This window comes from Labrenzia sp. 5N (assembly GCF_012395805.1).
In the GTDB taxonomy this organism is placed as follows: domain Bacteria; phylum Pseudomonadota; class Alphaproteobacteria; order Rhizobiales; family Stappiaceae; genus Roseibium; species Roseibium algicola.
The window spans coordinates 70,224-87,273 of sequence record NZ_JAAZTM010000027.1 but is presented as its reverse complement, the minus strand read 5'-3'; the positions used below and the strand labels follow the sequence as shown (position 1 = coordinate 87,273).

Here is a 17,050-nt window from a genome sequence, read left to right as displayed (position 1 = left end):
TAACGCCCGTTAACTTTTCCACCGTCGACACGATATCGTGTGCCTAGAGAAAATGGACCACACTAGTACTTGCAGGCAGACTCTGCTCATGGTGCATTTGTTCAGAAGTGCAGAGCGAGCTAAACAATGATGTACGCCTCATAATATTCGATTCAGATCAGCGAAGACCCGAATGTATCCTGAGATCAGGCGTTCGGCGTCTAAGTTTTGATGCGCGGAGACCGCGTTGCTTCCTGTGTTTTTTGATAGCTATGACTCGGTTTCGTATTCCCTTTCGCCCACTCACGCACGGCAGTCAGATTGACGCCCAGTGTATCCACCACCGTTTTCATGACAAATGTCCACTTTGAAACTCCATAAAAAGTAGAGGTCTTTTATTGGATCGCCGCATTCGGGGTCTAATTCTAAAATGTCTTCTTGCCGAACTGACACTCAAGTTCTCGAGTGAGGTCTCTCGGTGCAATGTTATTGCGCTAGGAGACCTCAGAAAAGCTTTCGCCATCTTAAAGCTTGTTGCCTACGAATTGCGGCGTGAACGAAGAAGACCAACATCGACGACAACCCTGAATGACAAGTTCTATTCAGACATGAGCCGCGCTCACGGCTACCTGTAGACCCATTCGTCAAACAATTGTGTTAGGTCGAAATGCATTTCTTTTAGGACAGGCCGGGCAAAGCAATTCCAGAAGGTGGCGCCACGAGATTTTAACAACCCTTCTTTCCAAAAGGTTCGTACTGACATCGTTCATCGTATGAATTTACCAGCACTGCGTCGTGCCAAATTGTTGTGAGACAATTCGACCAATTGGATTTCCAAGCCCCCTCCTCTCCGCTGGGCAATATCCAACCTCCAGCCCCGGATCAACGATTTGAAGTTCCTATGTTGGATGACCAGAAATTGATTTCCAACCCACGCCAAATCGGCATTTGGACGCAGCTTGGCGACCAAGAGCTCGGTTCCGTCTACGAGACCAGACTCTGCATTATCGGCAACACAGAACGCAATCAACTCAAACACCGCAGATGAAGTTCCGTCTGCGATGTAGTGGAATCCGCAAACCTGTTGACTTGATACGTTTCTGAACACCTAGTTCCGAGTGGGGTGTCAGATGACACCGGGTCAAGAAATTGTTTTTTCGATGTTTTTTTTCCGAGACGTCATTCCTTCCAATCGAATGCGAACAATTCTTGAACTCCCCTCCCCCGATTTGCGGCCACGAGAACAATTGAATCCCGCGGTGAAAACATCGTCTCCCTTTTCCTACCAAAGAAGTATTGAGGTCCCACAGGGCAATCCCATCAAAAAATACAACAGGACCGTAAACGCTAGCGAATGATTGCGACGGCGATTTTGAACCGCCCAGACAACTGATGCTAAATGGCAACCGTCGAGCACTAAGGTAGGAAGTGACCAGCCGGAAGATGCCGACCGTAAGAGATATTCATTACGAGGGCAGGGGCCTCCAACCTAAAGAAGTGAACATCAGGTTCGGATGGCCGAAAAGCTCGATCGCGGTGTGCTCAAGAGCAATGGTGAACGTAAAGCGACCACTGGCTGTCCGAAGCGATGATTTTACTTCACAGGGGAACAAGTTTAGAACCAGCGCGCACCCAGATCCCAGTATCGCCCGGCAAGGAACCCAATGTCTGAGACACCCGAAAACAACACAACTATTGAGCCCGTATATGTTGATCTGACTGCCGACATCGTCTCCGCATATGTGAGCAACAACACGATTGCTTCGGGTGATCTGGCAGCCTTGATAGCGACGGTTCATTCGGCTCTCGTTTCGGCCGCACAAACGGCACAGGAACCAGCCGCTGAAGAACTTGTCCCGGCTGTACCGGTCAAGAAGTCCGTCTTGGGCGACTACATCATCTGTCTCGAGGACGGCAAAAGATTCAAATCGCTGAAGCGTCACCTGCGAACGCATTTCGATATGACGCCGGAAGACTACCGGGCCAAGTGGAACCTGCCTGCGGATTATCCGATGGTTGCCCCGAACTACGCCGCGGCGCGGTCGGATCTCGCCAGGAAAATGGGACTGGGTCAGAAACAGGGTCGCAGAAGCAAACTGGCGAACAAGAGCTAGTCTTCTTCCCGCCTGGACAAGACCCCGCCGGAGCTGAAGTTCCGGCGCGCGGGGCACAATTCGATCACTCTGAAGCAGGTGCCTGCAGCGACCGGTTCCCTGCCGGCAAGTCCGCCTGTCAAGAAAGCTGATCGAGCAAGGCCGAAGTTGCCGGCATGCGTTTCAGGCTTGCCGCAATGCGCTTGCGCCATTCCGGACCGGTTTCCAATGCGCTCTGGTAGGCTTCGGCAAGGTCGCCCGGCCTGGTCTCGGTCAACGCCTCGAACAGAAATGCCGCCTGGGCCCGATCCTTGTGCGCCTTGAGTGCATCTGCCCCTCCTTGCCTCCGGTCCGCGACGATGAGCTTGTGCACCGCATAGCGTTCCGGGCGCGGGATCTGCACCAGCACGCCCGAGCGATACAAAAAGGGGACACTGATCGGATCGGCAATCAGGTAATTGAGAAAATGCAGACTTTGCGCACTGACGCCAAGGGCGGCAAGATCGCGGATGGCCTCATCCTCTTCGAAGGACGGCGTCAGAAACTCGACCAGGGTCTGGCGATGTGTTTGCCGCCAGCGCCAGGTCTTGCCGTCTTCGATCGCAGGCACGGGATCGAACTGAAGCTCGGAAAAAACCTCTGCAAGGGGAGGGTCGACCGTGTCCGCGAGAGCCAGTGACAACCGCTCGAAACTTGCAATGTCGATGTCATCTGTCGTGGCCGACTGGTCGAACCCGATCCGGATGCCGAGTTCGCCTTCATAACAGCGGAAGGCCTGCGTACCGACGATCGTTCCACCGAGCCGAAAGACGCCGGCTTTGGCCATGGCCGAAACCACCTGGCCGGAACCGACATCGGCGAACAGATAGCCTTCGGCCCGCAGCACCCGCATCAGTCTCGCCCGTTCCCGTTCGGCAAGTTTCGCCGCCCTGGCGATCTCCGATTGCCGCTCCAGGCGGTTCCGCAGTTCTGGCGTGTCTTCGCCGATATACCGGTCGATGGTTTTCTGCCCGACGCGAAAGTGATCGTACCAATAGGTCTTGGAGGCGACCACCTTCGACCGTGGCGCGCCGCGCAGCTCCGACACCTCGCTGTCACGCAGGGACCGCCGCAAGTCCGTCCAGGCGGCTGTGCCGATTGCACTGTGATAGTCGATGGTCATATGTACCCCACATATTTTTTCTCGTGGGGTAAGACTAGCAGATTTTCTATCCCACAGAAATTATTTTGTGGGGTAAACAAGGAACACAATCTCGGAGAACCTTCCGAACCGCCTTGTCCTTGGTGTGGAACGCCAACGAAAAACCAAAGAGCAGCTGCTTCAAAAAAATAGCGCGCACGTGTTGAGCCTTGGGAGGAAGACACTTGGACGCGCCTGGAAAGGTGCGCACGTGACGCTGGGTCACTTTTCCCTTTTATCCGCGTTCAATAAAAAAATCCATTCGCACAATTGCAGAGTTTTTCAGGAGGCGGCACTTCGTGGTCGTTCAAGCCCGTGCATTGAACCTTTCTACAGGCGCAGAGATGCGCCTGTTTTTTTGACACGGCTGATAGGTCCACGTTTGGCCCCGGCCATAAGGATCTGTGATCACGAAGCTTCGTAACGTCGAATATCTCTTTAGCTAAGACCTAGATGAACGGACGGCAACGTAGCCCAATTTGAGTGTTATATTTCCCAATTCAAATAACTCTCCTTAGGTGTGGAAAACTTTTTCTCAACCTTGCGATGACACTTCGTTCCGTGTTGGGTTGCGCCCTCTCGCAAGGTAATCAACCACTGATTGCTGTAGTCGTATCTTATTGATCTCAAATATAAAAGGACACTCCGAATGACCTCCGGAGAGCCTGGGCATACCCTCATGCCCGGTCCGATAAATGCTGTCTCGGCGAGGCCGCACGATCCCCTGAACATCTCAGCTTTCACCGGTAGGGGAGGGGACATTGAGGAACGGTGAAAGCCGTCGCAGGCTTATCGCCGGGCTGGGAGACTCGCTGGGGTCTACGATCCTGTCGGCGCTGTCGGACGACACTGTCGTTGAGATCATGCTCAACCCGGACGGACAGTTGTTCATCGAACGCGTCGGGAAGGGAATGGAGCCCTCCGGCGAGATGACGCCCCATGACGCCCAGATCATCATGGGCAAGGTCGCCCATGCGCTCGGCACGGAAATCACCTCTGACAAGCCGATCATTTCCGGCGAGCTGCCGATAGGCGGTCATCGTTTTGAGGGTCTTCTGCCACCGGTCGTTTCCAAGCCGTCCTTCACGATCCGCAAGAAGGCATCGCTGCTCATCCCGCTTTCCAGGTACGTCGAGGATGGCGTGATGACGGACGGCCAAGCCACCGTGATCCGTGATGCGGTTGCCGGCCGGAAAAACATTCTGGTTTCGGGCGGCACTGGCACCGGCAAAACGACCCTGACGAACGCGATCATTGGCGAAATGGTGTCCGTTGCTCCGGATCACCGCCTTGTCATTCTGGAAGACACAGCGGAAATCCAGTGTGCGGCCAGGAACGCCGTGATCCTGCACACGTCCGACACCGTGGACATGCAACGGCTCCTGAAATCGACCATGCGCTTGCGACCAGACCGGATCATTGTCGGCGAAGTGCGCGACGGTGCGGCTCTGACACTGCTCAAGGCATGGAACACGGGCCACCCGGGCGGCATCGCCACGGTTCACTCCGACAATGCCTTCACCGCACTGACGCGCCTTGAACAGTTGATCGCCGAAGTGTCTCAGCAGCCGATGCCCCAAGTCATAGCGGAAGCGGTTGACCTCATCGTCTCGATCGAGCGCTCCCCCGAACACGGGCGCATCGTTCGGGACATCGTGACTGTGTCCGGCTTTCGGGACGGCACCTATGACATCCGCTCAGCAGTTGCATCTCAGTTCCTCAACAAAAATTCCAACGACAGACAAGGGACTCTTCATGTCGCGTAATTTTGTATTTCTTCTCTTTCTCGCCGGTGCAGGACTGTACCTAATTGAACCAGCCTTCGCCTCCGGCGGCGGCTCGCTTCCCTGGGAAGGCCCGCTTCAGCAAATCCAGGCCTCCATCAACGGTCCTGTCGCTGGCGCCGTTGGCCTGATCGCGGTGGCGATCGCCGGCGCGATGCTGATCTTCGGCGGTGAACTCAACGACTTTGCCCGCCGCCTGGCCTACGTGGTTCTGGTTCTCGGGGTCCTGCTCGGCGCGTCCACTATCGTCGGCCTGTTTGGTTCCTCCGGTGCCTCCATCGGCATTGCTCCGGAAGGGAACGCGGCAACCGTGGACCCGGCTCGTGACTGACGCGCCGGGCCTCAACAGAGCGCGGATCCACCGCGCTCTTTCTCGCCCGACATTGCTGTTCGGGGCAGACCGCGAGCTGGTGCTCGTGACCGGTCTTGCCTCGGTCATTCTGATTTTCGTGATCCTGAAGCCCTATGCCGCCGTGCTCGGCATCGCGATCTGGATCGTGGTGGTTGGCGTGCTGCGGATGATGGCCAAGGCGGACCCTCTGATGCGCGCTGTCTATCTGCGGCACGTCAAATACCGCGCCTATTACCGGCCGACATCCACGCCCTGGCGGAAATACTGAACATGGTTGCCCTCAAAAAATTCCGGCACGTTGCGCCGTCCTTTTCCGACCTGCTCCCTTACGCGGCGCTGGTCGACAACGGCATTGTGCTCCTGAAGGACGGGGGCCTGATGGCCGGCTGGTATTTTGCCGGGCCGGACAGCGAGAGTTCGACCGCGTCTGAGCGGAACGAAGTTTCCAGACAGATCAACTCGGTTCTCGCCCGCCTCGGCAACGGCTGGATGATCCAGATGGAAGCGGTTCGCATTCCCTCAACCGGATATCCGGACAGGGAAAGCTCGCATTTTCCGGACCCCGTCACGGCTTTGATCGATGACGAGCGCCGCCAGCGGTTCGAAGCCGGGGAGGGGCATTTTGAGAGCCAGCACGCCATCATCCTGACCTACCGGCCGCCGGAGAAAAACAAGTCCAAACTGGTGAAATACATCTATTCGGACGACGCCAGCCGCAACACGTCTATTGCCTCCCGGACGCTTGAGCACTTCAAGACGACGATCCGGGAATTTGAGCAGTATATGGCGAATGTCGTCTCGATCCGGCGCATGGAAACCCATGAAGTGCCGGAAATAGAAGCGGGGAGGGCAGGGGAGAGGCGTGGCCGTTACGATGATCTCCTGCAGTTCGCACGCTTCGCGCTGATCGGAGAAAACCATCCGATCCGCTTGCCTGACATTGCGATGTATCTCGACTATCTGGTGACGGCGGAATTCCATCACGGTCTCAACCCCATCATCGACGGCACCTATGTCGGTGTCGTGGCGATCGACGGGTTCCCGGCCGAAAGCTGGCCGGGGATCCTCAACGCGCTCGATCTGATGCCGATCACCTATCGCTGGTCGAGCCGGTTCATATTTCTCGATCCGATCGAGGCGCGCTCGGTGCTGGAAAAGACCCGCAAGAAGTGGCTGCAGAAGGTGCGGCCGCTGATGGATCAGCTCTTCAAGACCAACTCCGGATCGCTCGATCAGGATGCCATGTTGATGGTCGGGGAAACCGAAGACGCGATTGCCGAGGCAAGCTCGCAGCTCGTCGCCTTCGGCCACTACACGCCTGTCATCGTGCTCTTCGACACGAACCAGGCGCGGCTTCAGGAAAAATGTGAGGCGGTGCGCCGGCTCGTGCAGAGTGAAGGCTTTGGCGGGCGCATCGAAACCCTGAATACGACCGAAGCGTTCCTGGGAAGTCTGCCGGGCGTGTCCTATGCCAACGTTCGCGAACCTCTGGTGAGCACGCGCAACCTTGCCGACCTGGCTCCGCTGAATTCTGTCTGGGCCGGATCGCCGGAAGCGCCTTGCCCGTTCTATCCTGTTGGATCGCCGCCGCTCATGCAGGTGGCCTCTGGCTCATCACCCTTCCGTTTCAATCTTCATGTCGGGGATTTGGGGCATACGCTGATCTTCGGACCGACCGGTTCGGGTAAATCGACGCTTCTCGCGCTGATCGTGGCTCAATTCTTTCGCTATCTGAATGCGCAGGTGTTCGTCTTCGACAAAGGCAAGTCGATGTATCCACTGACGCTTGCCGTTGGCGCGGATCAATATGACGTCGGCAAGTCGGACACACTGGCCTTTGCACCGCTCTCCTCTCTCGAGGATCCCACCGACAAGGCGTTTGCTGCCGAGTGGCTGGAAACCCTCATCGAAATGCAGGGTGTGAAGGTTCTGCCAGAGCACCGCAACGCGATCACGACGCAGATCGACCTGATGTCGAAGTCTCAGCGCCGGTCGCTCACCGATTTCGTGTCGGGTGTCCAGAACCGGGAGATCAAGGACGCGCTGCAATATTACACGGTGGACGGTCCCATGGGTTCGCTCCTCGATGCCGAACAAGACGGCCTGTCGCTTTCCAGGTTCCAGACCTTCGAGATTGAAGAGCTGATGAACATGGGCGACCGGAACCTGATCCCGGTCCTGCTGTATATGTTCCGCCGGATCGAAAAACGCCTGACCGGTGAACCGAGCCTGCTTATTCTTGATGAGGCCTGGTTGATGCTCGGTCACCCAGTCTTTCGCGACAAGATCCGGGAATGGCTGAAAGTTCTCCGCAAGGCGAATTGCGCGGTGGTCCTGGCAACACAATCGATCTCGGATGCCGACAGATCCGGCATCATCGACGTTCTGAAGGAAAGCTGCCCGACAAAGGTTTGCCTGCCAAATGGTGAGGCCCGAGTTTCCGGAACGCGCGCGTTTTACGAAAAGCTCGGCTTCAACGACCAGCAGATCGAAATCATCGCCTCGGCGATCCCGAAGCGCGAGTACTACGTCACGTCTCCGGATGGGCGCCGGCTCTTCGACATGGCGCTCGGCCCGATCACGCTGTCCTTCGTTGGCGCGTCCGCGAAGGACGATCTCAAGCGCATCGAAGACCTTCACCTCCACCACGGCGACAAATGGCCCGCCGAATGGCTCAAGCAAAGAGGAATTGCCAATGCCGAACAGCTTCTTGGCTAGATCGCTCGCCAGCGTTCTTTGTGTAATCGGAATTGCAGGACCGGTCCAGGCCGGTGGCGCGGTCACCGGTGCGACAGAGTTCACCCAGATCCTCAACAACAGTGAGCTCATCGCCCTCGGCGGTCAGAACGCCGAGCAGATTGCCAATCAGGTGCAGCAGATCGGCAACCAGATCCAGATGATCGAAAACCAGATCAGCATCTACGAGAACATGCTGCAGAACACGCTCTCCCTGCCGATGCAGGTTTGGGGTGAGGTTGAACAGAACCTCGGCCAACTGCAGAGCTTGGTTCAGAAGGGTCAGGCCATGGCGTTCTCAATGGGCAACCTCGACGACACGCTGAAACAGCGGTTCCAGAGCTACGCCGATTTCGCCAAGAACGGCCTGCCGGAAGCGCAGTCGTTCTCGACCATGTACCAAGGCTGGTCCGACACCAACCGGGACACGATCTCCTCGACCTTGAAAGCGGCCGGATACACCTCGGACCAGTTCGCGACGGAAGAGGACACCATGCGCCAGCTCCGGCAGCATTCTCAGTCCGCGGAGGGCCAAAAGCAGGCCTTGCAGGTGGGTCATGAGATTGCAGCCCAGCAAGTCGAGCAGATGCAGAAGCTTCGAGGTCTTGTCTCTCAGCAGATGACCATGATGGGGACCTGGTACCAGTCCGAGCAGACGAAGAGCGACCTTGCTCAGTCAAAAAGGGAAAAGTTCTTCGGTGCGACAAAATCCTCGACCACCGGCGGCGACGAACTCAGCGTGGACTTCTGAAAGATGGCAAAGACTTATTTGTACTTACTGCTCGCCCTCCTTTTGTTTGGAGCTGCGTCCGTCACTTACATCTTCGTTTTCTCCGCACCAGCCGAGAAACAAACCAACGTCGATACACAAGAACAATTCATTCAAACGGACCCGAAGGATTACCCGACAACGGGCGGCGATGAAATCAGCGTGGATTTCGGCAAATGAAACCAAAACCTCGAGCGATCTCAGCTTTGTCGCCAGTTGTGTTGCTATTGTTGGCGGGACCGGTTCTCGCCGCGGATGGTGCTGTGTTGGACAACCTGAAAGATCAGGTCATTTCCGCGGCGAAAGGCTGGGAAGGAACGATCACGAACGCAGCTCAGTCGCTGTTCTGGATCCTCGCTGGCATCGAATTTGGAATTGCCGCTGTCTGGTTGGCGATTCAGGCCGCTGCGCTTGAAGCCTGGGTTAGCGAGTTGGTTCGGCGCATTATGTTTGTCGGCCTCTTCGCGTTCATTTTGACGAATGGGCCACAATTCGCTCAAGCCGTCGTAGACAGCCTTTTCCAGATTGGAGCGGGCGGGGGCTCGGCTTCTCCGGCAAATATCTTTAACGCCGGCGTCGAAGTTGCCGCCAACCTTTCGCAGAATGCGCAGTTCGGTCTGTTCGAAGACAATGGGTTGGCTATTGCGTCCGTGCTGGCAATGGTTGTGGTGATTATCTGCTTCTCGCTTGTGGCCGCGATCTTCATTGCAGTTTGGATCGAAATGTATGTCGGCCTCCTGGCAGGCGTCATCATGCTCGGCCTTGGTGGCACGTCCTTTACGAAAGAATTTCCAATCAAATACCTGGTTTATGCGTTCTCAGTCGGCATGAAACTGATGGCGCTGGTAATGATCGCGCGTATCGGCTCTCAAGTTCTGATCGGCCTTTCCAACAGTTCAACAGCGGATGATCAATTCCTTGCAACGTTGACAATTGCGGGGATTTCAGTGGTTGTCTTTATGATCGCGATGTACGTCCCACAGATCCTGCAAGGTGTTGTCCAGGGCGTTTCGGTCGGCAACGGAATGGAAGTCATTCGTCACGGCACCCAGACCAGCACTTTCGCCGCCGGAACCGCTATCGGCAGCGCTCAAATGGCCGCTGGTGCGAAGGCAGCCTACGAAACCGCCAGGAACGATGGATCGTCGAGAGGGCAAGCTGCGGCTCAAGCAGCCATGGCTCCCTTTGCAGCCCTTTCATCGGCAGCCGCAGACAAGCTCTCTGGCGCCCCTCATGCAGGAAATGCCTCGGCTCTAGGCCTCGCCAATCACAAACTGCGGCAATCCCTGCCGAACAAGCCAACTGGCGGATCTTCGCCCAAATCCTCCTGAGCAATAGGCAGTTAGATGGCAAAACATACTCCAATTGATAATCCCTATCTTGCCGCACGGATGGAATGGAACGAACGATACGGCTCCTACATCCGCACTGCCCGCGTCTGGCAAGGTGTCGGTCTTATTTCCCTGGCGATGGCGACAATCGGCTTCGGCTTCGCACTCTACCAGAGCACCCAGGTCAAACTGGTCCCGTATATCGTCGAGGTGGACAAACTCGGCACGCCTGCGATCGGCGGGTTCCCGGCTCAGATCGAATATGCCGACGAACGCGTCGTTCGCTCCATGCTCGGAGCCTGGATTGCTAACTTCCGTTCTGTCACGCCGGATACGGTCGTTGCGAAGGGCTACATCGACCGGGTCTACGCAATGCTCCGGCAGACAGATGTCGCCACCCAGAAGGTCAACAACTTCTACCGGACGAACTCTCCGTTCGATCGGGCGCAGTCCCGCACCGTGTCCGTCGAGGTGACCAGCATCGTGCCGCTCTCCAATCAATCCTATCAGATCGACTGGACCGAGATCGAACGGGACCGGAAGGGCAAGGAGCTTCAAACGAAGCGCTGGCGCGGGGTAGCAAATGTCACGCTCTCGCCTCCACAGGACGAAGCGATCATCCGGCTTAATCCGATCGGCCTTTATCTCAAGGACTTCGACTGGACCGCTCAACTGTAAGCAATCCACGCGCTCAGAAAGTAAGAAGAATGTTTCGGAAAACCAGACGGCACGCGGGCTTATGCTTGTTCGCGGCCGCAGCTGCCATCACCGCCTTGCCTGTTCAATCCTTGGCTGCTGACTACACAGCAAAGGAACTGCGGGCCCTCGGTCTGTCGAGCGACTGGCGTAACGGCCGCGGCGTCATCACCAAAGGTCCGGACGGCAAGGTGATCTATCTCTATGGCCAGGTCCAGCCAACCGTTGTCTGTGCTCCCCTGCAGGTCTGCGACATCGAATTGCAGCCCGGGGAAGCTGTTCGCAATGTCATGGTCGGGGATACGGTTCGCTGGAAAGTGGATCCTGCAACATCCGGGGGCCCCACCGGAAACTCGGTTCACCTGATCATCAAGCCGACAGAACCCGGGCTCGTCACATCGATGGTGGTGACGACATCGAGGCGCACCTATCAGATCAAACTTCAAAGCGACAGTCACCGTTACATGGCCCGGGTAGGCTTCGATTACCCGGAAGATATCCAGGCCAAGTTCGAAGCTGCCAATCGTCAGCTTGAGACGAGCATCATCCCGGGCGCCGGCGTCCCGGCCGAAAACCTGGACTTCAAATTCAATATTCATGGTCAAGCGCGCTGGCGGCCGACCCGCGTCTATTCGGACGGTCTCAAGACCTACATCCAATTTCCAAATGGAATGGCGTCCGGTGATGCCCCGGTTCTTTATATCACCGCCGGTGGACAGAACCAGATCGTCAATTATCGCCTGAAGGGCAGCCTCATGATCGTGGACTACATGATCGACCAGGCGGTGCTCGTTTCCGGTGTTGGCTACAGCCAGCAAAAAATCCGTATCAACAGGGGAGGGTGACCATGTTGTACACGCGCCGCTCAATTTTGAAAGCCATCAGCATTTCGGCCCTCGCAACTCCGATGGCTGGCTGCATGACATCACAAAGCGGTTGGTTCAACCCAACAACAAGCATTGACGCCGCCAATCTGTCTCCTTCCGCTGCGAGCATCGTCGCCGGCGACATAGTGGCGAAACTCTCCGAGCATGTCGGAGCAGGAACGGGAACCATCTTCCTAAAAGCCGACAATTCAGAGTTCGCCCTGGCCCTGGAAAGCTCTCTGCGGGAATGGGGGTATGCGGTAGCCGAAGCGGATCAACAGCCATCGGGCGATACCATCATTCCCCTGGCCTACACGATCGACTCCGATGCGGGGCAAATCTTCGCTCGTCTCACCACGCCAACTGTCGAATTGGCACGGACCTATCAGGCAACGCCAACCGGAGCATCACCGACGAGCCCGGTTTCCGTTTTGACCAGAACTGTCTAGAGGCGGCACTCATGAGCAATTCGGAATCGAACGTGCATCTGGCGGGTGGCGATATCCGGCCCGATGACGAAGCTCCCAAGATACGGCGCCTGAACAAACTTCCCATTGTCTTGTTCGTCGGGCTTATCGTCGTGTTCGGCGTCGTGATCATCATCGGCCTTGCCAACCGTGGCATCAACTCCGGGGACAATTTTGCCGGAGACGAAGGCGGCGCGCCGGCGAGTGGCTTTGCGGATCAGCTCAAAGCCGGAATCAGCAATGGCGTCATAGATCCCCCCAGTCAGCTTATTGCAGGGGTTCAACCAGACCCGGTCAGAGCCGCGGTTCCGGAGAAGGTTCAACAGCAGAGACCTTTCGGGAACCCGTTTCAACCGGAACCAGGCAAACCCGACGAGGTCTCGGCTCCGCAGCAATCAGAACCGGATTGGCGTGCTCAACTGGACCAGCGGTTTGAGGAACAACAACTCCAGGAGATGCATCGGCAGCGGATGAAGCGGCTTCAATCAATCGATGCCGCCAATGACAGCCCCACCACCGTGAACCTCGGCGAACTACAAGGCCAGGGGCAGGGGATTCAAACCACCCAGGGCAATCAAACGGGCAACGGCACCTTTACACGAGGTCCAACATCACCTGATCTCCTGTCGGCTGCCTTGCAGGCGGCTCAAGGCGGGACTGCCAATGCTGATCCAAACGGACAATACGGCAAACAAGCCTTTTTCAACCAAGACATTGCCGAGGCTGGATATCTCGCGAACCGCGTGGTTCCACAGCAATCGCCTTATGAACTGAAGCGTGGATCCGTGATCCCGGCAACGTTGATTACCGGCATCAATTCAGACCTCCCTGGCCGGATCACTGGCCAGGTCCGACAGAACGTCTATGACAGCGCAACCGGACACCATCTTCTGATCCCCCAGGGAACCAAGCTGTTCGGCCGGTACGATTCCGACGTGTCGTTCGGTCAGAACCGTGTGTTGGTCGTCTGGACGGATGTTGTCTTCCCGAACGGCGCCACCTTGCAGATCGGCTCAATGGGGGGAGTCGATGGTGAAGGCTATGGCGGTTTCAAGGACAAGGTGAACAATCATTACCTTCGGACTTTTGGATCCGCAGCACTTCTTGCGATTATCGGAACGGGGATCGATATGGCAGTACCGGAAAGCTCTACGCTTGCCACCCAGGAGACTGCGTCCGATGCTGCCCGCCGAAACTTTGCGGAAGTGTTCGGCAGGGTGGTTGAGCGGACTATTAGCAAGAACCTCGATGTCCAGCCGACACTGCAGATCCGACCGGGGCATAATTTCAACATCTTGGTCGATCAGGACATCATCTTTCCGGGAAAATATGGCTGAAAATTCTGGAATGTGAGAAGGCGACCGTTCGATGGCCAAAAGTTTCCGGGACTGGTTGGGCTCGGCCATAAGTGAGGTACGTCCCAACCCTTGGACAGTTTCCGGGATAGATTAAGCTACTCTCTGTCCCTGCTGGTCGGTTTCGGTTTGAGTGAAGTAGACCACGGCGGGCGGCTGTGCGCCATGGGCGGCGTGAGGCCGCTGGTGATAGTAAAAGGAGATCCATTTTGCCACGCCGGCTTTGGCCTGCGATCCTGTCTCCCAAGCGTGCAGATTGACACATTCATACTTCAAGGACCGTCACAAGCGCTTGATGAAGATGTTGTCGAGGCAACGGCCCTTACCGTCCATCGAGATCTGGGTGCCGAACCGGTGGATTGCTTCGTTCAACGCTTCAACGCAAAAGTCCGCCTCCAGCGTGTTGGAGATGCGCCAGGACAGAACCTTGCGGGTATCCGCCTTTCTCGCTCGACGACTTGACCTTCGGCGGTCGCAGGTTGGCTTCCTGTTGTTCCTTCATCCAGGATAGGACATCACCGAGACGCTTATTCTCGGTAATTGCCGCATGCGAAACCCGCTGGCCCGTGTCGAACACCTTGAACGGCAGGCAAACCCCGTTCCAGAGAACATCAAGACGGCCGTCGGCAAACTGACGTGTCTCGACATATTTGCCGGGCAGGGCTGTTGTCACCTCGTTCTCTTCCAGGATCAGCCGCTTGCGCTCGTAGGAAACAGCCAGCTGTGCTGTCACATACCGCTTCTCCTTCCAGCACAGGATGTCCTGAAGACGGTCCGGCTCCACCTTGAGCCCCCGATGAAGATTGTCAGGCCGGGCAGGAACCTTGGAAAACTGCGCGTTGTAGCGTTCGATGTATGTTGGCAGGATCGGTTGGCGTCTTCGATCGTTCCGATGTCAGCCAGTCTCAGGGCCTTCACGAGCCTGTCCTGAAGGGTACGGTTGGCGCGCTCGACACGGCCCTTGGCCTGGCTTGAGTTTGCACACAGAATCTCAATGTTGAGCTCCGACAAGGCCCGGCCGAACTGGGTCATGCCCTGGCCGCCTTTGGAATCTGCCTTGTTGACCCGGAAAACGGAATGCTTGTCGGAGTAGAATGCAACAGGTCGGCCGTGATGGGTCAGATAGGATTCCAGTGCCTCGAAATAGCTGAAGGCGCTTTCCGAGCGGACAAACCGTAACCGTCCGGTGAGCACCGCGGCGATTGCGGTTTGATCAGTTGTTGGGTTTCGAGCGGGTATTCTTGGTCAATCGCACTTTGGCGGCATTGCGGCGGTTTGCGATGCGCAAAAGCGCATATTTGATCGGAAGTTCGTCGATTGTGACCGGGTTGTATTCGTCGGCCCATTCAGTTGCGTCGGCGTGATTGGGATGGCTCGGATCGGCCAGCGCGTCGAGCATGTCGTAGAAGCCAGGGGTTCCGCCGCAATCCTCCGGCGGTGCGTTTCTGTTGCCGCCGACATAGCGGGGATAGGAGGCGTCCGGATCGCCGGTTCTGACGTCGGTCACCGTGAGCCGATGCTCCCAGCTGTCACCGAAGTCGTAGAGGTAATCGATCATCGTCTTGCGAGGCTTCAGGATGTCGCGCAGACGCACCTTCGCCGCCTCCTTGCGTGGCTCCGTCCCCCAATCCTTGCCCGTCGGCAGACCGTATCTTTGCTTGCCGACAGTGAACTCCCAGAGATGGTGGTCGAACCAGCCCATCACGGCCTGGATGACGTCGTGCAGCACTTTCAACGTGATCGAGGTCGGCACTTCGACCTCGCGCCAGATCAGGGGATCGGTATCCTGCAATTCGATGCGGACCGTTGCGATCTCGTTTATGCTGTCGGATGCTGCGGTTTTCGGTGATTTGCTCATGCCGCCGATCTCGCAGATTTCGCCTTCCAGTTCCAAGGCAGCAGTCCCTCGACCTGGGAAACAGGCGTTTCGGCGATGCGGGCGAGGACATCGGCAAGCCAGGCTTGCGGGTCGACGGCGTTGAGCTTCGCCGAGTTGAGCAGTGTCGCCATGAAGGCGGCGCGGTCGGCACCGCGATCCGATCCCGCGAACAGCCATGACTTCCTGCCGAGGGCAAAGCCGCGCAGTGCCCGTTCGGCCGCATTGTTCGTCAGGCAGATCCGGCCGTCGTGCAGGAAGGTGGTGAAGCCGTCCCAACGCTTCAGCATGTAATCGATCGCCTCGGCAACCGGGGAGCTGCGCGACAGCTTGTTCCGCTCGGCCCGCAGCCATTCCTCAAGACCTTCGACAAGCGGAACGCTGTCCCTGAGCCGCCGCTCCAGGCGTTCACCGGCAGCGAGCCCGTTGATCTCGCGCTCGATGTCGAACAAGGCATCGATGCGCGTGACTGCCTCCAGCGCAATCGGTGAGATCGGTGCGGCGTTCTTTCTGCGCCTGGCGTTGGTGGCGATGTCGGCAAGCACGAAGAACTTGCGGCGCGCATGTGACCAGCACAGCGCCTGGGTCAGCGGACCAGGATCACGGTCCACCTTGAACAGCGGATTGTAGCCGCTGTAGGCGTCAGCTTGCAGAATACCGGCGAAGCTCCTCAGATGGCGCTCGGGGTGTTCCTGGCGCCGGTTGCGAGAGGCATAGTAAAGGGCTGCCGGCGGAGATTGCCCTCCGAACGGGCGATCGTCGCGGACATAGGTCCAGATGCGACCGGTATCAGTCTTACCCTTGGCAAGGATCGGCACGGTGGTGTCGTCGCCGTGCAACCTCTCGGCACTCAGTACATGCGCCTCGATCAGCGAATGCACCGGCTTAAGAGCCGCCGCGCAGGCTCCGACCTGGTCGGCCAGCGTCGACAGACTGAGATCGATGCCCTCGCGCGAGTAACGCTCGCTCTGCCGGTTCAGCGGCTGATGCTGGGCAAACTTCTCGAAGAGGATCATTGCCAGAAGGTTCGGACCCGCAAAGCCGCGCGGCGTCACATGGAACGGAGCTGGCGGCTGAGTGATCTTCTCGCAGTCCCGGCAGGTGAACTTCTCGCGAACGGTCTGGATCACCTTCCACTGGCGCGGGATCACTTCCAGCGTCTCGGTGACATCCTCACCGAGCTTGGCCAGCTTTGCGGACCCGCAGCACGGGCAACTCTCCGGCGCGGCGACAACCACACGCTCGCGCGGCAAATGCTCCGGAAACGGATTCTTTGACGGGCGCCTGCGTTCAAACGCCTTGACGGTCGATGAACGTGCCGCGGCTTCCGCCGCCAGCTCGTCCTGGGCTGCATCGGCCTCTAGCTCTTCGAGCTGCAATTCCAACTGCTCTAGAAGGCGGGCCTTGCGCTCCGAACGGTGTCCGTAGATCTCCCGCTTGAGCTTCTCGATCTCCAGCTTCAGCCGGGCGATCAGGGCTTCCGAGTGCGAGTTTACCGCCTGGGCACGGGCCGCGAGTGCCTCAGCTTCACGGCGGGCCGCACGCTCCGCGAGGATCATCGCGTGC

General features: G+C 57.5%; 15 protein-coding genes and 2 pseudogenes. 12 read left to right on the top strand and 5 right to left on the bottom strand.

Going from position 1 to position 17,050, the window contains the following annotated elements:
• Positions 1–1,643: 1,643 nt before the first annotated feature.
• Positions 1,644–2,093 carry a MucR family transcriptional regulator gene (locus tag HEP89_RS29420; protein WP_075284021.1) on the top strand — a complete coding sequence of 150 codons (450 nt, stop codon included), beginning with the start codon at positions 1,644–1,646 and terminating at the stop codon, positions 2,091–2,093.
• A gap of 118 nt (positions 2,094–2,211) precedes the next feature.
• Here the strand turns inward: HEP89_RS29420 and HEP89_RS29415 are convergent, their stop codons facing one another.
• The gene (locus HEP89_RS29415) at positions 2,212–3,234 is read right to left on the bottom strand and encodes a GSU2403 family nucleotidyltransferase fold protein (RefSeq protein WP_075284020.1); all 1,023 of its coding nucleotides are present in this window, start codon (positions 3,232–3,234) and stop codon (positions 2,212–2,214) included.
• A gap of 779 nt (positions 3,235–4,013) precedes the next feature.
• On the opposite strand from HEP89_RS29415, the gene trbB reads away from it, so the two are divergent.
• The 11 genes from trbB (at position 4,014) to trbI (ending at position 13,590) form a co-directional block, all read left to right on the top strand.
• Positions 4,014–5,018 (top strand): P-type conjugative transfer ATPase TrbB, encoded by a 1,005-nt coding sequence (gene trbB / locus HEP89_RS29410; RefSeq protein ID WP_075284019.1) that lies wholly within the window; start codon positions 4,014–4,016, stop codon positions 5,016–5,018.
• Positions 5,008–5,367 (top strand): TrbC/VirB2 family protein, encoded by a 360-nt coding sequence (locus HEP89_RS29405; protein WP_075284018.1) that lies wholly within the window; start codon positions 5,008–5,010, stop codon positions 5,365–5,367. The genes trbB and HEP89_RS29405 overlap by 11 nt, the downstream gene beginning before the upstream one ends.
• Positions 5,360–5,656 carry a conjugal transfer protein TrbD gene (locus HEP89_RS29400; protein ID WP_075284017.1) on the top strand — a complete coding sequence of 99 codons (297 nt, stop codon included), beginning with the start codon at positions 5,360–5,362 and terminating at the stop codon, positions 5,654–5,656. Before HEP89_RS29405 ends, HEP89_RS29400 begins: the two co-directional genes overlap by 8 nt.
• 2 nt (positions 5,657–5,658) lie before the next feature.
• On the top strand, positions 5,659–8,106 hold the full coding sequence (locus tag HEP89_RS29395; RefSeq protein ID WP_168693809.1) for a conjugal transfer protein TrbE: 2,448 nt from the start codon (positions 5,659–5,661) through the stop codon (positions 8,104–8,106).
• A complete protein-coding gene (gene trbJ / locus HEP89_RS29390) occupies positions 8,084–8,875 on the top strand; it encodes a P-type conjugative transfer protein TrbJ (RefSeq protein WP_168693808.1) in 792 nt (263 codons plus the stop codon). Before HEP89_RS29395 ends, trbJ begins: the two co-directional genes overlap by 23 nt.
• Before the next feature lie 3 nt (positions 8,876–8,878).
• Positions 8,879–9,073 (top strand): hypothetical protein, encoded by a 195-nt coding sequence (locus HEP89_RS29385; protein WP_168693807.1) that lies wholly within the window; start codon positions 8,879–8,881, stop codon positions 9,071–9,073.
• Positions 9,070–10,224: a P-type conjugative transfer protein TrbL gene (trbL, locus tag HEP89_RS29380; protein ID WP_168693806.1), complete on the top strand. Its 1,155-nt coding sequence runs from the start codon at positions 9,070–9,072 to the stop codon at positions 10,222–10,224. Before HEP89_RS29385 ends, trbL begins: the two co-directional genes overlap by 4 nt.
• A gap of 15 nt (positions 10,225–10,239) precedes the next feature.
• Positions 10,240–10,902 carry a conjugal transfer protein TrbF gene (trbF, locus tag HEP89_RS29375; protein WP_168693805.1) on the top strand — a complete coding sequence of 221 codons (663 nt, stop codon included), beginning with the start codon at positions 10,240–10,242 and terminating at the stop codon, positions 10,900–10,902.
• 65 nt (positions 10,903–10,967) lie between these two features.
• Positions 10,968–11,765 carry a P-type conjugative transfer protein TrbG gene (gene trbG, locus HEP89_RS29370; protein WP_139314253.1) on the top strand — a complete coding sequence of 266 codons (798 nt, stop codon included), beginning with the start codon at positions 10,968–10,970 and terminating at the stop codon, positions 11,763–11,765.
• Positions 11,766–11,767: 2 nt separating this feature from the next.
• On the top strand, positions 11,768–12,235 hold the full coding sequence (locus tag HEP89_RS29365; protein WP_075284010.1) for a conjugal transfer protein TrbH: 468 nt from the start codon (positions 11,768–11,770) through the stop codon (positions 12,233–12,235).
• Between the two features lie 11 nt (positions 12,236–12,246).
• Positions 12,247–13,590 carry an IncP-type conjugal transfer protein TrbI gene (gene trbI / locus HEP89_RS29360; protein WP_168693804.1) on the top strand — a complete coding sequence of 448 codons (1,344 nt, stop codon included), beginning with the start codon at positions 12,247–12,249 and terminating at the stop codon, positions 13,588–13,590.
• 111 nt (positions 13,591–13,701) lie between these two features.
• Here trbI and HEP89_RS29960 read toward each other — a convergent pair.
• The 4 genes and pseudogenes from HEP89_RS29960 to HEP89_RS29335 form a co-directional block, all read right to left on the bottom strand.
• Positions 13,702–14,043, bottom strand: a pseudogene (locus tag HEP89_RS29960) (integrase core domain-containing protein); the annotation flags it as partial.
• Positions 13,985–14,796: pseudogene (locus HEP89_RS29345) on the bottom strand (ISNCY family transposase); the annotation flags it as partial. The pseudogenes HEP89_RS29345 and HEP89_RS29960, both read right to left, overlap by 59 nt.
• 25 nt (positions 14,797–14,821) lie before the next feature.
• A complete protein-coding gene (locus HEP89_RS29340) occupies positions 14,822–15,502 on the bottom strand; it encodes a plasmid pRiA4b ORF-3 family protein (RefSeq protein WP_353622323.1) in 681 nt (226 codons plus the stop codon).
• Complete coding sequence (locus HEP89_RS29335; protein WP_286201100.1) at positions 15,463–17,043, bottom strand: IS66 family transposase; 1,581 nt, start codon at positions 17,041–17,043, stop codon at positions 15,463–15,465. Before HEP89_RS29335 ends, HEP89_RS29340 begins: the two co-directional genes overlap by 40 nt.
• Positions 17,044–17,050: the final 7 nt, after the last annotated feature.